We start from the raw sequence: 14,264 nt of genomic DNA, 5'->3' as shown, positions 1-14,264 counted from the left end.
GCGCGATCGCCGCGGCCTAAGTCGCCCGCACGATCGGCGAAGACAAGATCATCGCCTTCGACGTCGGCGGCACCACCGCCAAGATGAGCGTCGTCGAGGACGGCACGCCGACCCTCACGCACCGGTTCGAGGCCGGACGGCTGGACAAGTTCAAGCCCGGGTCGGGGCTCCCGCTCCGGCTCACCGTGGTCGACATGATCGAGATCGGCGCGGGCGGCGGCTCGATCGCCGGTCTCGACGATCTCGGCCTGCTCAAGGTCGGGCCCCGCAGCGCGGGATCGGACCCGGGCCCGGTCGCCTACGGACCCGGGGGCACCATGCCCACGGTCACCGACGCCGACCTCGTCAGCGGACGCCTCGACCCGGACCACTTCCCGGGCGGCGAGATGAGCCTGGTCGGCGCCGACGTGCGGGCGGCCCTGAAGTCCCATGTGGCGGAACCACTCGGCATCGACGTGACCGAGGCCGCCGTCGGCATCCAGAACATCGCGGCCGACAGCATGGCCGCCGCACGTGGGCGGGCTCTTCGCCGACATGGAGGAACGCGCCAGGGCGCTCCTGGCCGGCGCCGACGAGTTCGGCGACAAGATCGTCATCAGCCGTTCGGCCGATATGCGGTACGTCGGCCAGGGCTACGAGATCGAGGTCCCGCTGCCCGACGTGGCGTTCGGACCCGGTGCCGTCGAGGCGATCCGCGACCGGTTCCTGGCGGCCTACGCCTCCACCTTCGGCAGGACGATCGCCGACGGGCGGCCCGAGGTGATCAGCTGGCGGATGACCGCGACGCTGCCCGGCTCGCCACATCGACCTGGCCTACCGGCCCGCCTCGGGCGAGGCGGTGCGCGGCACCCGGCGGGTCCATTTCGAGAGGCACGGCGACCTGGAGACCACCGTTGACGACCGCAACGCGCTACCCCCGGAACGGTGATCGAGGGTCCCGCCGTCGTCGAGGAGCGGGAGACGTCCTGCGGCTTCGGACCGGAGGCGCGCATCACCGTAGACGCGCGATGACACCTGGTCGTCAAGCTCGTTTGACTGACCGGCGCATGGCTCTCGGATATGATCAACCGATATACCATGTGCCATAGCAGAGAGGTCGATCATGGGGGAGCTTGAGCGGCTGGCGCCGACGCCGACGATCGGCGACCGCGCCTACGCGGCGGTCCGGGAGGCGATCGTCTCGGGCAACCTCAAGCGTGGCGCGAAGGTCACCGAGCGGGGCCTGGCGGACATGCTCAACATCAGCCCGACCCCGGTGCGCGAGGCCCTGCGGCGCCTCGAACAGGACCGCCTGGTCGAGCGGGTGGGCCCGCGCTCGGTCCGGATCGCACAGTTCGACGCCGGCGAGCTGCGCAAGATCACCGTCATCGAGGACACCTTGCGAGCGCTGGCCGCACGCTTCGCCGCGGAGAACGCCACCGACGGCCAGATCTCCGAACTGCTCGGCCTGCTCGAACGGGCCGAGCGGCTGGCCGAGCAGGCGGATGCCGGTGACCGCGCCGCCGTCGAAGGGGTCCGGCAGGTGATGCGCGAGTTCCACGCCCTCATCGACCGGGCCAGCGGGAGCACCACTCTGATCCACATGCTCCATATGGTCGACGCCTTCAACTACGAGGAGCGTCGCGCCGCCCTCTTCGACCAGATCGAGCAAGAGCCGGGCGTGGTCGCTGAGCGCTTCAAGCAGCACCGCGCCATCTACGAGGCGATCGCGGCCCATGACGCCGACCGCGCCGAACAGCTCATGCGCGACCACAGCCACGCCGGCAACGAGCCGAGACTGGCCCACCGCAAGCGGTAAGCCGCAGCCGACGCTCCCAACAAGCCGAGCACGCCGATAACGACTGCCTCAAGCTGGTGCTGGATCACGCGGCCGACCGGCTTGCCGTTCGCCCAGGCGCTGGGCGCGCTCTCAGCGCCTACCTGGGCCATTGCAAAGGCCTGCTTCGAGTGCTCGTGCCCCGCTTTGGGCACCCCACCGAAGATCGCGCGAAGACCCGGCGCCATCGGTTCCGGCGAACAGTTGCGTCGGGTCGAGGCGGACGCCGCCGAGCTGGGCCGCCGTCGGGCCGCGCGGCGACTCCAACGCGCCGTGACCTGGTGCGTCCGCCCGTCTCGGCGTGGACGGCGGGACGGCGAGGAGAAGTGAAGTGGGTCTCAGATCAGCCTTGACGAATTCACTATAGCAAGTAGCATCTGACGAGATCGACGCCGTCCTGGCTGGAGGAGAGGTCTATGGAGAGGTACACCGGGTGAGCGCGCTCACCGCTCATGGCGGAGCCGTACGGCGGCGTCTGGTGCCCACGGGGGTGTCGCACTACCTGCTGTGGGCCGCGGCGCTCGTGCTGCTCATCGGTCCCATCGTTCCGGTCGTCGTCGCCTCGTTGTGGTCGACGCCGCTCTATCAGGGCGGCGGCCACCTCACCATCGCCAACTACCGTGACCTCCTCTCCGATCCGGCGTGGTGGACGGCGGTCCGCAACAGCGTGGTCTTCGGGGCGCTGAACACGGTCGGCTCCGTCGCGATCGGCGTGGCCTGCGCGGTGCTGTTCACTCGCACCGACGTCCCGGGGCGCCGCGTCTTCGGCATGCTGCTGCTCCTACCTGTGATGCTGCCCGGCATCGTGCTGATTCTCGGGTGGAGCCTGATGTGGGCGCCCAGCGGGTTCGCCTCGTCCTGGCTGGACCTGCACACCTTCCTGAAGATGCCGATCGACCTTTACAGCGTCCCCGGCATGGCGCTGGTCGGCATCAGCGTGGCCGCGCCGGTGGTCTTCCTGTTCTGCCGCAGCGCGATCGAGGGCATCGACCCGTCGTTCGAGGACGCCGCGCGCACCACCGGCGCCTCGCCGGTCCGGGCGGTGCTCTCGATCAGCGTTCCTCTCCTGCGACCCGCGATCCTCAACTCCTCGCTGCTGGTCTTCGCGCTCTCCATCGAGGTTCTCGGCCTGCCGCTGGTGCTCGGGTTCTCCAAGAACATCGACATGATCTCGACCTACCTCTACGACAACTGGAGCGCGTCGTCGACACCGCGCCAGGGCCTGGTGTCGGCCGGCGCCGTCGTCCTGCTCGCCCTGGTGTCGCTGCTGCTCGTCGCCCGCAACCGGCTCGCCGGCGACCTGAGCCGCTTCACCACCGTCACCGGCAAGCCGACCGAGGGACGCACCGTCAAGCTCGGACCGGCGCGCTGGGCGGTCAGCGCGGTGATCGCCGTCGGCCTCGTCGCCATGGTCCTGGTGCCGCTCTTCGGCGTCGTGCTGTGCGCCTTCACCACGATCTTCACGCCGCTGGTCAACCCCTGGAGCGTGCTCACCACGGCCAACTTCTCGGCGGTCTTCGACAACGAGATCTACACCCGTGCGCTGACCAACAGCCTTCTGATCGCGACCGTCGGCGGCGCTCTCACCACGCTCGTGATCGCCGCGCTCTCGATGGTCGCGCACCGCTCGGAGTTCCGCTTCCGCGGCTCGCTGCAGCGAGGCATGGTCTGGCCCCGCATGATGCCCGGCCTGATCACGGGCATGGCCTTCTTCTGGTCCTTCGTGGTGCTCGACCCGTCCGGCTGGGTCCGCTCGAGCCTGTGGGGCATGGGCATCGCCTTCGCGGTGCGCAGCCTGGCGCTCGGCTACAGCGCCTTCTACCCGGCGCTCGCCGCCATCGGCCGCGACCTGGACAACGCGGCCCGGACGTCGGGCGCGACCTGGTGGCAGGCGATGCGCACCGTCGTGCTCCGGCTCGTGCTCCCGGCGATGGCGGCCTCCTTCGTGCTGCTGTTCGTCTCCATGCTCAACGACGCCGAGCCGGCCGTCTTCCTCGTCACCGACAAGACCCCGGTCCTGGGGCTCACGATGCTGCAGCTCGCAGCGACCAGCACGGGCGGGACCGTCGCCGCCTTTGGAGTGATTCAAATGATCATCACGCTCGTCGTCCTCGGGGCCGGACGCGCCCTCTTCGAGGTGAAGCCCCGTGGCTGAACTCGTCCTCGACGGGCTGACCAAGAGGTTCGGCGACAACGTGGTCCTCAAGGACCTGAGCCTGACCGTCATCGAGGGTGAGATTCTCACCCTCCTCGGCCCCAGCGGTTGCGGGAAGTCCACCACGCTCTGGTCGATCGCCGGCCTCCACCGTCCCGACTCGGGCACCATCCGCTTCGGCGACCAGGTGCTCTTCGACGGCCGCGGCGTTCATCTGGAACCCGAGCAGCGCAACTTCGGCGTCGTCTTCCAGTCCTACGCGATCTGGCCGCACATGTCCGTCGCCGACAACGTCGGCTACCCCCTCAAGCTCCGCAAGGTCGGCAGGAAACAGCGGCGCGAGCGGGTGATGGAGGTGCTCGAACTCGTCGAGCTCGATCGCTTCGCCGACCGCTATCCCCACCAGTTGTCGGGCGGTCAGCAGCAGCGGGTGGCGCTGGCCCGCGCGCTCGCGCATCCGCCGCACCTGCTGCTGCTCGACGAGCCGTTCTCCAACCTGGACGCCAAGCTGCGCGACCGCGCACGCGAGTGGCTCAAGGCACTGCAGCGGCAGATCGGCGTCACGACGATCTTCGTCACCCACGACCAGCACGAGGCGCTCTCGATGAGCGACCGGATCGTGGTGATGGAGTCGGGCGTCATCCACCAGATCGGGACGCCGACCGAGGTCTACGAGCACCCGGCGGACCCGTTCGTCGCCGACTTCGTCGGGGCCACCAACCTGCTCGCCGGAGACGTCCTCCAGTTCGGCGCCGGCGGCCGGACCCTGGTGCAGACGGCCGGGATCGCCCAGCCGCTCCAGGTCGCCGCCCCGAGCGCGCCGCCCGGCCCGGTGGCGCTTTCGATCCGGCCCGAGTCCATCCAGATGATGGACGGCGACCGCTCCGGCAGCGGCGTCAACGAAGTGACCGGGAAGGTCGAGTCGGTCTCCTACCTCGGCGACCACTACCGCTACACGCTGCGCGTCGACGGCCTCGCGCTCACGGTCGCGACGCTTCGCCGGGTGGACGCGACCGAGTTGACCGTGGAACTCCCACCCGACGCCCTGCGCCTTCTGCCGGCGCCGGAGACCGGCGACCAGCCCACTGACAACGCGAAACAGGTGCCCGTCCAGGTGCCGACCGAGCGCGGCGAGAGCTAGGAGATGACAGTTGAGTGAAGACGCGCAGACCCCCTCCAAGGTGACGGTCGTGTCGCCCACGGGGATGCTCGGAGCCGGGTTCGACCCGGCCGCCGTCGCCCGGGGGCTGGCCATGGGAGCCGACGTGATCTCGGTCGACGGCGGGTCGACCGACTCCGGGCCCTACTACCTGGGCAAGGGCGTCGCCAAGACGGCCGAGGCCGCGATAGCGCGGGACCTGCGGATCCTGCTCAAGGCCGTGGCCGAGGCGAGGATCCCGCTGCTGGTGGGCTCCTGCGGTACGTCCGGCACCGACTCCGGGGTCGACTGGGTCGCCGGGATCGCCGAGAAGATCCTGCTCGACGAGGGGCTCGATCTGAAGATCGCCCGGATCTACACCGAGCAGACCGCCGAGGACCTCAAGCGCAAACTCGCCGCGGGCGCGATCCATCCGCTCGCGCCGATGGGCCCGCTCGACGCGGCGGTGCTCGGCGAGTGCACGCACATCGTCGGCGTGATGGGCCACGAGCCGTTCGTCGAGGCGATCCGGGCCGGTGCCGACGTCGTCTTCGCCGGCCGGGCCACCGACACGGCGGCCGCGGCGGCGGTCCCCCTGATGCGCGGCATGCCCGCCGCGCCCGCGTGGCATGCCGCGAAGATCGTCGAGTGCGGCGGCCAGTGCACGACCAACCCCCGCAGCAGCGGGGTGATCGCCACCATCGACGCGAACGGGTTCGAGATCGAGCCGCTCGACCCCGGCACCGCCTGCACGCCGATCTCGGTGGCCGCGCACATGCTCTACGAGACCGCCGACCCGTTCTCGATGCGCGAGCCCGCCGGAACCCTCGACGTCACCGACGCCGCCTACGCCGCCCTCGACGACCGGCGCGTGCGGGTCGAGGGCTCGCGGTTCCTGGAGGCCGACCAGCTCACCGTCAAGCTCGAGGGCGCCAGGATCTGCGGCTACGAGACGATGTCCTTCGTCGGCATCCGCGACCCCGAGATCGTGGCGCGCATCGACGAGTGGTCGGCGTTCATGGACCGGGCCCTGACCGATCGCGTCCAGCAGACCATCGGTCTCACGCGCGAGCAGTTCGACTACGACCTGCGCCTCTACGGCCACGACGCGGTCCTCGGCGCCATCGACCCCGACCGGCGCCCGGTTCGCGAGGTCGGCGTGATGCTCCTGGTCAACGCCGCCGACCAGGCCACCGCCACCGCGGTCGCCAAGGTCGCCAACCCCTTGATGCTCCACTTGCCGCTGCCGGACATGGCCTACCTCCCGAGCTTCGCCTTCCCGACGTCGCCGGCCGAGGTCGAGCGGGGAGCGAAGTACGAGTTCGTGCTCAACCATGTCGTCGACGTCGACACCGAGTCCGAACTGTTCCGCCTCCACCTTGAAGAGGACGTCCATGCCTGAGACCCCGCGCCGCCGCCTGGCCGACTACGCGTTGGAGGTGAGGTCGAAGAACGCCGGCCCGTTCTGGGTGACCCTCGAAGCCTTCATGCGCGACGAGGCGGGCTACCGCATCGCCTCCGACGCCGTTTTCCTCAACGAGGAGGTGGTCGGCCGGCTCTACGGCATTTCGGCTCGCGACATCCGGATCTTCCGGATCGCCTCGCTCAACGTCGTCAAGATCTCCTTCCCGCGGCCGGTGTCCCAGGCGAGCCTGCACGACCGCGACGTCCACGCCGGCCAGCACCACGTGCCCCTCGCCATGCTCGAGGTGCCCGACCGGCTGCTGGCGGAGAGCGCCCGGCCCTGAGCAGGTCCGGAATGATCCACGCGGACCGGCACGGGACCGTCGTGATCCCCTTCGCCCTCGTCGACAGCGGGCCTGCCCCCTGTGGGGGACAGGCCCGCTTTCGCGTTCCCGGGCGTCTACTTCTTGATGTTCAGCGGGACCCCGTGAACCAGGTTCAGCGCGTCGGAATCGAGGTAGTCGACGTAGTGCACGATCACCGCCTCCCATGTCTGCGGGAGATACCGCGAGGTGGTCGTGTGGACGATCACGTTGTGCACCATCTCCAGCGGCAGGCCCTTCTCCCACATCTTGTGCGCCCCGAAGAAGCCGTGCTGGATCAGATGCCCGAAGCGTGAGGCCTGCCCACCGCTCTCCGACGGCTCGAACTCCAGGAGCTTGCTGACATCGTGCAGGTTGGCGGCCGCGATCAGCAGGTCACGGTCGAACGCGATGCCCTGGACCCGCTCCGCCACCTCGGCCACCGCCACGGCCATCTGCGTCACCGACCGGGTGTGGTCGACCAGAGTCACGCTGGCCGGGACCTTGTAGGGATGCTTGGGCACCTGCGAGACCGCGTCCCAGCCGCTTTCCTCCAGCACCTCCAGCCAGATCTCCACGACCGACTCCCGCAGCGCCTCGTCGCCGATATCCCGCAGCTCGGGGAAGGTCTCAAGGACCCCGTCGGCGCTGGCCTTGGGTGTGTCAGGCATACAAGCCCCCTCCAGGTGATTGCGATATGCAATAGCATAGAGCAGGGCGCGGCTTGCGTCATAGAGGCGCCGTGAGAAGCAGAAGCGGTGGAGCCCGTCACGCGCTGGTGGTGGGTCACACCAGTGCGTGCGGCGCGTAATTCGGGGGCCTCGTGACCGGGAGTCCCGCGAAGGCTCGTTCAGGCGGATCGGATGGTGGTCCAGAGCAAGCCGTCGAAACGAGGCATGCAGCGGCCCTTGGAGCTTTAGCCCGTCATGCATCTCCTTCTCTGTGTCGGCGGTGTTGCTCATTGACGATGCGGTGGCGCTCCGTCGTCGCGTGGCCTGCCTTATGCACTACCTGGTCCGGCACGCGGGGGCAGGTATACCCGGCTTCCCGGATGGTCAGGTAGAAATCGGGTTCCGGAGCGATTCCATAGATCTCCAGGTAGTACTCGGTTCCGTCACTCCACACCCAACGGCCGTCGGTACGCGTGCTCATGGGTACCGCCTGCCGCCTCGCCGGGTCGAGGAGATCGGCTGTGAAGCCGGGTACGAGCATGACCGGCGTGCCCCCGCGCAGGTAGTCCAGAATCCTTTGCCGTTCCTGCGGATCGTCGATCCTGCTGCGCTCCGGGGTAAGGACCCCTTGCCCGTCCTCGCCGATGTCATCCACCAGCCGCGCGAACCGGAATCCGTCGATCTCCGAGGGTGCGTCGCCCCGGAAGACACGAGAGGGGCCGGTTCTGCTTTCCTCCGACTGGGCCGCGCGGGCATCTGCGGTTTGGCTCGCGGTTCCAGGGAGGATCTTCTCCATGATCCTGCGTACCCGCCCGAACAGACTCACTGGAATCTGGAACTCTGATGCACTGTCCGGATTGATCACCAGCCCGATGTCGGGATGACGCCAGCCCCCCACCAGATCCCAGAAGCGGCGCTTCACAGCGGCTGTGGGATCGATGTCCGGACCGGCCATTACGGCAGCGCGCTCGGCTGAGGTGTACGCGCGTACAAGACCGTTGTTCCCGCGGTGTGTGACGATGAAGTCGCGCTGCGGTCCCTTGACCGGGAGCCAGACCTTCATGCCCAGCAGTTCTCTGACGCATTGCACGTAGTCCTCGTCCTGACGTGCTCGTATATAACGGGTCTCTTGCGGGTCCTCGCTATCGGTGTGCAGGGCTATGCGGCCTGAAGGCCTTATGTCAGGAAGCAGTTCAGCGGTCCACCACGTCGTATCGGTGAAGACGTGCAGTGTGTTGCGGTGCTCGTGCCAGGAGTACGCACCGAGTTCAGCGTCGTCGGGCAGGCTCAGCCGGTATTGGGGGCCCGGCCGCGGCGGCGCATCGGCGAGGTCAACGACCGTGAGCAGGTCATGCTCCCCATGCTGTCCGCCTACCAGCACCACCGCCGGGCCCACCGGCACCGCCGTGCCACCTGACGTGTCTTCCAGGGCCCATCCCTCAAGACGGCCGGCCTGCTCGAATTGGACGACCAGGTCCTCGCGTCCGTTGTGGTAAGTCACCCAGGCGGTCGTTCCCACCAGGGTGAATCCGCAGGCCTCGACTGGAAGAGGCCACGCGGTTCCCACGGGAAACCTCCGATCGATTGCCAGACCGTCGGTGAATCGGACCAGGCCCCGCTGCCCGATCGGCTCCGGCCCTTCTGGACCACCCCAGCCGAAGTTCCCGTAAATCCCCTCGTCGCCGTAGCCGACCCAGATGCCATCGCCGACATCCGTGCGGACGCGCTCGATGCCGTCGCCGAGTGTTCCTGTCGCCAGCAGGTGCCCCTGCTTGTCGTAGATGGCGGCATTGTGCTCCGGCCCTTCACCGCCGCGATGCCGGCAGCGTGCGCCGACCACGAGGACCCGGTCGCCGGAGAGCACCTGCACCAGTGGCACAGCCAGGTCCGTCTGCAGCGGGACGACGATCGGCTTCCGTCCATACCGGACGAAACGTGCGGTGACCGGCCGGGGCAGTTTGGTCCGCGGTGCGCGCACGCCGTTCGCCCAGACGTCCTTGGCGAACAGTTCCTCGTGTTCCGCAGGCTGCGCCCACAACGCCACCGCGTCGCCCAGCGGCGAAACGGAGACGTCGATGAGCACGTCACCGTCCATGGGCGGCTCGAGTTTCCCGCGATGTTGCAACTCCGCAGTCGGCAGTTCGAGGATTTCTTCACGACGCGCTCGTATCTCCGCTGCCCGCCGGGTCTCCCTGTCGTCCATGATGGTGTCCCTAACCTTGCATTCTCGATTATTCCAGGTCACCGTGAGTGAACGCCCGGCGTGCCTCCAAGCCGGCCACCGCCGCCGGAACGGGGATCTCCTGCACAGCGTCCGGGTCCTGAACGAACGCACCGCCGTCGAATTCAAATGACGCCGGCATGCCTCTGTAGCACAGCGCCCTCAACGGAATCCAGAAGTGATCATTAGTGGGAAAACCTCCGCTAAAGCCAACCGGCGAAGATTGCAGAGGCGCCGGCGGCCAATGCAATGAGCACGAGCTCGGCGATGAAGACGCGTCCGGGGATCGTAGAATCAGCCGTCTCCGACGTGTCCGCTTCGCGCGGGCGCCGGAAAGACAGTGCGGCGGCCACAACACATCCGAACAGGACGAGTACGCCGGTCCCGGCGGCGGTGACCAGGGTCAGATCGAGGACGATCACACTGGTTCCCGGGCGGCCGTACACCCGGCTGCCAAATGCTTTCGCCTCACCGACGAACTTCGGGTCTCCAGCCGAAGTACGGTCGATTTCATCTGAGCTCGCGTACAGCGTGCCACTGCGCGTCCGCCCGTCGACCGTCCAGGTCGCACCATCACACTTGCCGGTGCTCCTGCCCACGCTCCCGCCTCTGACGAGGGTCTCGATCTCGCAGGAGCTGTGGATTTCGACAGCGGTGGATGCCCCGAACGCATAGGCGGCCCCCCACCCCAATGGTCTGTTCGCGCCGGGGAGGAGGAAGAAGAAGACTGCGAACGCCACCCCGACGACAGCCAGATTGCGCCCGGCCAAATCGAACAAGCCATCCCAGCCCCGCCCTCGTCGCATCGCGTCTCCTCGTGCGTGTCCGGCACGGGCCGTGCAAGCCCTGTTTCAGCGGGCGGCCCGGCGGATGGTGAGTTCGTTCGGTGACCCATCGCCGGGCCGGCCAGGAACTCTCAAGGTCGGCGTGCTGCACAAGCCCCTGATTCCGCCGTTGCCCGGTGAGATGTGGCCTCAGTCTGCTTATGAGGTCGCACGGCCGCGAGCGATTTCGGTCCAGACCGAAATCGTCAGTCCCACTGGGGAGCCGGCGGAATTTCGCCCAGCAGCAGCGCGGTGCCAAGTGGTGTGAGCGTATGGACCACGTACCCGCCGACCCGCTGGCTGTGCGCCAGGTCGGCGTCCCTGAGTACTCCGATGTGCTCGCTGGCCGACGCCGGCGAGATGCCCAGACGCCGGGCCAGTTCGCCGGTGGTCGCCGTGGTCTCCAGCGCAGCCAGCACACGGGCACGCGTGCGGCCGAGTAGCGCGGCAAGAGCCTCGGGAGTGCGGGCTCGGGTGGCGGCGGGGGCCCATGACGTCGGGTGTTCGACCGGGTAGACCAAGGTCGGTGGCAACTCCGGGTCTGCCAACGACACGGGGATGCGCCAGCAGAAATGCGAAGGGATCAGGCGCAGACCCCGGCCGTTCAGGTGGATTTCCAGGGGCATCGGATAGCGCACATGCAGGACGGGTGGTCGCCAGTCCATCATCGGCCGGAAGGAGTGGAGCAGCCCGTGGACGCCCCTGTCGCGCAGTGCGCGAGTACGTATGGCTCGATCGGTCTCGGTGGTCATCGCCGGCTCGGCCCAGCCGGGCGCGATGATCGTGCGATACACCACCCGGAACGCCTCCGCGACGTCCTCCAGTCGCTGCTTGTCAGTGGCCAACTGCTCGCACCAGGAGGGCAGTCGGCGCCTCTGCGCGGCTCGGGCCAATTCGTATTTCATCCTTCGCTGCGGCGTCGACCGCAGGGCCTCCAAGCCGGCTTCAAGCCCGTCGGCCGACTCGGAGGGGGTGAGGAGGTCCGGCCAGTAACTCGCTCGTGCCGGGGCGAGAGCGGACAGCATCTGCGCTGCACCGAGCACGCCCTGTTCCCCCAACGCCTCCCGGGCACGGCGCCGCCAGGGTGCGAAGACCGGTAGACCAGGACCTGGCGCGCTCAGTTGATGCAGCCCGAGCAACGTTTCCCACAAGGGGTCCAACGTCGTGGCCACGTGAACTCGCGCAAGATCCCGATCCGTGAAATGAACACGCAGCACTTCGCCCTCCGAATGCCCAGCTGCGATGACCACGCTAGTGAACGAGGTCGCGTCCTGGTATGGGCCACGGCACCTGGAGTCTTCACGGAGGTGAACGGATGAAGGTGGTTTCGGCGGCCTCGGCGTCAGAGATCCATCGTCCGGCTCCGGAACGGCTTCTGTGCTGCTGCCCATCGGCCTCCGGACCCCGGCTGCTCAGACCAGTCCGGCCGCGCATTCCTCATCGAAGACGGCGTTCTGAAGTGGAGTTCGCCAGGTTCGGTGAAGTTCGTGCTGTACCCCGGCTTTCGCGATGATGCCGAGGGCGGGAACGCCGTGTTGCTGCCGTGGCGGGCGAGGCCATGGAGGCGGCGGCGCTGGTCCTGGTGGGCAATATATGGGGTGGCCCCATTGTTGGGCTGCTGCTTTGGCGGGGGGCATGGGGTGACGGCGGGGACCTGGACCGTTTACCGGAGCACAGCGTCTCAGGTCAATTGGTCAGCTCCCGTTTCACCTGCGTCTGGGGCGTCTGGTCGGTGGGGCGAGGGTGGTTGCTAGGGCTGTTGTGAGGATCGCTGCGGCGGTGTAGTCGTCCGCTGGTTCGATGCTCTGCCAGGCGCCGATCTGGTCGATGTACCGGCTGCCGCGTCCGTCGTACTGGGCGAAACCGGGGACCGCGCAGGGCCGCATGTCGTCGAGTACGTCCGTGTTCCGGAAGGCCGCGGCGGCGTTGGGGCCGTTGACGACGGCTCCTTCGAGGACGGCGCCCTCGGTCAGGTTGGCGACCTGGTGCTGGGGGCAGCGCGGATAGGTGGTCCCGGCGCCGATGACGAACGACGATCCCCACGCGTTCGCGCCGAGGGCCCAGCCGCGCTGCCCGGTGCCGATCGCGTCGTAGGATGTGTCGCCGCTCACCCGGCGGTAGAGCAGGGCGGTGCTGGCCAGGCCGAAGCCGGTCGCGGCCGAGTCGGAGACGGTTGGGTCCGCGGCCGCCCCGAACGGATCGCGGGTGGCCTTCGCGGTGGCGGCGTCGAGCCGTTGTTTCAAGGCCGCCACCAGTTCGTCCCGGCCGATGCCGAGGTTCGAGGCGCTCTGGTCGAGGGCTTCGATTAAGTCGGTGTGGGCCAGCACGCTGACATCGCTGATGCCCAGAGGCCCTTGCTCGTCCGATCTGAGGACGGTGGCGGCCCAGTGCGCCGCCTGGCGGAGCCAGCCGTCGGCCCGGCGATCGCCGAGGGCCCGTGCCGCCCGTGCCAGTTCCACCGCCCCGAACTCCAGGTCGTCTGCCCAGGACGTCTCGGGGTAGAACTCGTGCGGGAAGGTGGTGACGAGGCCCTCGCCGGGAGCGGTGTCCGCGCGGGCATAGATGCTCGCCGCCCGTTCCAGTGCGCGGCGGGCGGCCCCGGGGTCGTCCCGGGCGCGGATCTGCGCCGCGAGCGCGAACGCGGCGGCGACGCGGCCGGCGAGGTTCGGGCTGATCCGCGCGTCCGGGGCGGCCGCGCGGAAGACGGGGCGGTACCGCAGCAGGTATCCGGGGTCGCCGCGTCCGACCCGCCGCATGTCGTCGCTTTCCGGCAGCCGCCAGACATCGTGGTCGGAGAGGTACCCGGCACCGCCGATGCCGATGCCGACCTGCGCGTACAGGGTGCCGGTCCGCTCGTCCCACATCTTGTCCAGCCACTTCAGGCCGTGGTCGGCCTCGGCCGCCAGCGCCGGCTCGGACGGCACCGCGCGGTAGGCGTAGTAGAGGACGGCGGCGGAGTAGGACGCGGTGGTGGTGAACTTCAGGAAATCGCCCGCGTCCGCCCAGCCGCCGGACACATCGACGGTCGCGGCGCCGGGCACCGGGACGAGCCCGCCCACCAGTTCACCGTTGCGATGGCGCGGCGGCCGGTACACGGTGGCCGCGCGGTCCGCCGCATGGGACGGCCGGCGGCCGAACACCGACGGAACGACGTCGGGGCCGTCCCGCTGGGCCTGGAAGAACCGCAGCAGCCGGGGCAGCAGCGGCCCGAGCACCTCCGCGGCCGGGCCGACCCGGAACCAGGGGGAGTGCGCCCGCACGCCGGGGCCGCTGACCGCCACGCGGTAGGTGCCCCGATCCGTCAGCCGGGTGAGATCCAGGACGCGCACGGACGGGAAGGCCGCGTTCCACGAGCCGGTGCGTCGTCCGGGGGTCCCGGTGAGAACGGTCTGCCCCCTGGCGTTCTCGACCTTGAAGCGGATCCGCCCGGTCGGCGTCGCCGCCGTCATCAGATATGCCCGCTTGGACTCGTCCGGAAGGTAGCCGACCTGGTCGAGGCGTATTCGGGCGCCCCGGTCCGGCCCCGCCGGCCCGGGCGGGGCCGGCGAGGCCGAGTACGGCGGGCGCGGGCCCGGCGGGCCCGCGCCGCCCGAGGTGTGGCAACACGGTACGGCGAGCAGGGCGGCGCCGCCCAGGATGAGCGGAACGGACCTGCTGCGGTTCCCCATCGGAG

11 protein-coding genes and 1 pseudogene are annotated in these 14,264 nt (G+C 69.0%); 7 read left to right on the top strand and 5 right to left on the bottom strand.

Going from position 1 to position 14,264, the window contains the following annotated elements; translation table 11 throughout:
- Window positions 1-32: 32 nt before the first annotated feature.
- The 7 genes and pseudogenes from K8Z49_RS08750 to K8Z49_RS08720 all read left to right on the top strand — a co-directional run.
- A pseudogene (locus K8Z49_RS08750) lies at window positions 33-500 on the top strand (hydantoinase/oxoprolinase family protein); the annotation flags it as partial.
- A gap of 13 nt (window positions 501-513) precedes the next feature.
- The gene (locus K8Z49_RS08745) at window positions 514-897 is read left to right on the top strand and encodes a hypothetical protein (protein ID WP_412518036.1); all 384 of its coding nucleotides are present in this window, start codon (window positions 514-516) and stop codon (window positions 895-897) included.
- Window positions 898-1,102: 205 nt separating this feature from the next.
- Window positions 1,103-1,798, top strand: a complete 696-nt coding sequence (locus K8Z49_RS08740) for a GntR family transcriptional regulator (RefSeq protein WP_021592060.1) — start codon at window positions 1,103-1,105, stop codon at window positions 1,796-1,798.
- Between the two features lie 496 nt (window positions 1,799-2,294).
- A complete protein-coding gene (locus tag K8Z49_RS08735; RefSeq protein ID WP_412518034.1) occupies window positions 2,295-3,971 on the top strand; it encodes an ABC transporter permease in 1,677 nt (558 codons plus the stop codon).
- Window positions 3,964-5,112, top strand: coding sequence for an ABC transporter ATP-binding protein (locus K8Z49_RS08730; protein WP_412518032.1), 1,149 nt, complete (start codon window positions 3,964-3,966; stop codon window positions 5,110-5,112). Before K8Z49_RS08735 ends, K8Z49_RS08730 begins: the two co-directional genes overlap by 8 nt.
- Window positions 5,113-5,122: 10 nt before the next feature.
- Window positions 5,123-6,511: an acyclic terpene utilization AtuA family protein gene (locus tag K8Z49_RS08725; protein ID WP_412518030.1), complete on the top strand. Its 1,389-nt coding sequence runs from the start codon at window positions 5,123-5,125 to the stop codon at window positions 6,509-6,511.
- Window positions 6,504-6,857, top strand: a complete 354-nt coding sequence (locus K8Z49_RS08720) for a DUF4387 domain-containing protein (RefSeq protein ID WP_412518028.1) — start codon at window positions 6,504-6,506, stop codon at window positions 6,855-6,857. The genes K8Z49_RS08725 and K8Z49_RS08720 overlap by 8 nt, the downstream gene beginning before the upstream one ends.
- 116 nt (window positions 6,858-6,973) lie before the next feature.
- Here the strand turns inward: K8Z49_RS08720 and K8Z49_RS08715 are convergent, their stop codons facing one another.
- The 5 genes from K8Z49_RS08715 to K8Z49_RS08695 all read right to left on the bottom strand — a co-directional run bounded on the left by K8Z49_RS08715 (window position 6,974) and on the right by K8Z49_RS08695 (window position 14,259).
- Complete coding sequence (locus tag K8Z49_RS08715; RefSeq protein WP_412518026.1) at window positions 6,974-7,546, bottom strand: HD domain-containing protein; 573 nt, start codon at window positions 7,544-7,546, stop codon at window positions 6,974-6,976.
- 253 nt (window positions 7,547-7,799) lie between these two features.
- Window positions 7,800-9,749, bottom strand: a complete 1,950-nt coding sequence (locus tag K8Z49_RS08710; protein ID WP_412518024.1) for a hypothetical protein — start codon at window positions 9,747-9,749, stop codon at window positions 7,800-7,802.
- A gap of 221 nt (window positions 9,750-9,970) precedes the next feature.
- Window positions 9,971-10,573, bottom strand: coding sequence for a hypothetical protein (locus K8Z49_RS08705; protein WP_146877463.1), 603 nt, complete (start codon window positions 10,571-10,573; stop codon window positions 9,971-9,973).
- A gap of 224 nt (window positions 10,574-10,797) precedes the next feature.
- Complete coding sequence (locus K8Z49_RS08700; protein ID WP_412518021.1) at window positions 10,798-11,634, bottom strand: ArsR/SmtB family transcription factor; 837 nt, start codon at window positions 11,632-11,634, stop codon at window positions 10,798-10,800.
- Window positions 11,635-12,297: 663 nt separating this feature from the next.
- The gene (locus K8Z49_RS08695) at window positions 12,298-14,259 is read right to left on the bottom strand and encodes a glycoside hydrolase family 9 protein (RefSeq protein ID WP_412521020.1); all 1,962 of its coding nucleotides are present in this window, start codon (window positions 14,257-14,259) and stop codon (window positions 12,298-12,300) included.
- Window positions 14,260-14,264 lie beyond the last annotated feature (5 nt).

Origin of the sequence: Actinomadura madurae (assembly GCF_047130825.1) — a bacterium.
GTDB classification, from domain to species: Bacteria; Actinomycetota; Actinomycetes; order Streptosporangiales; family Streptosporangiaceae; genus Spirillospora; species Spirillospora madurae.
The sequence above is the reverse complement of the archived record's forward strand: the minus strand, read 5'-3'. Positions and strand labels throughout refer to the sequence as shown.

Excerpts from the sequence above, each read along its gene's own strand:
- K8Z49_RS08740 (WP_021592060.1), top strand. The coding sequence starts at position 1,103 with ATGGGGGAGCTTGAGCGGCTGGCGCCGACGCCGACGATCGGCGACCGC.
- K8Z49_RS08720 (WP_412518028.1), top strand. The coding sequence starts at position 6,504 with ATGCCTGAGACCCCGCGCCGCCGCCTGGCCGACTACGCGTTGGAGGTG.
- K8Z49_RS08715 (WP_412518026.1), bottom strand. The coding sequence starts at position 7,546 with ATGCCTGACACACCCAAGGCCAGCGCCGACGGGGTCCTTGAGACCTTC.
- K8Z49_RS08710 (WP_412518024.1), bottom strand. The coding sequence starts at position 9,749 with ATGGACGACAGGGAGACCCGGCGGGCAGCGGAGATACGAGCGCGTCGT.
- K8Z49_RS08705 (WP_146877463.1), bottom strand. The coding sequence starts at position 10,573 with ATGCGACGAGGGCGGGGCTGGGATGGCTTGTTCGATTTGGCCGGGCGC.
- K8Z49_RS08695 (WP_412521020.1), bottom strand. The coding sequence starts at position 14,259 with ATGGGGAACCGCAGCAGGTCCGTTCCGCTCATCCTGGGCGGCGCCGCC.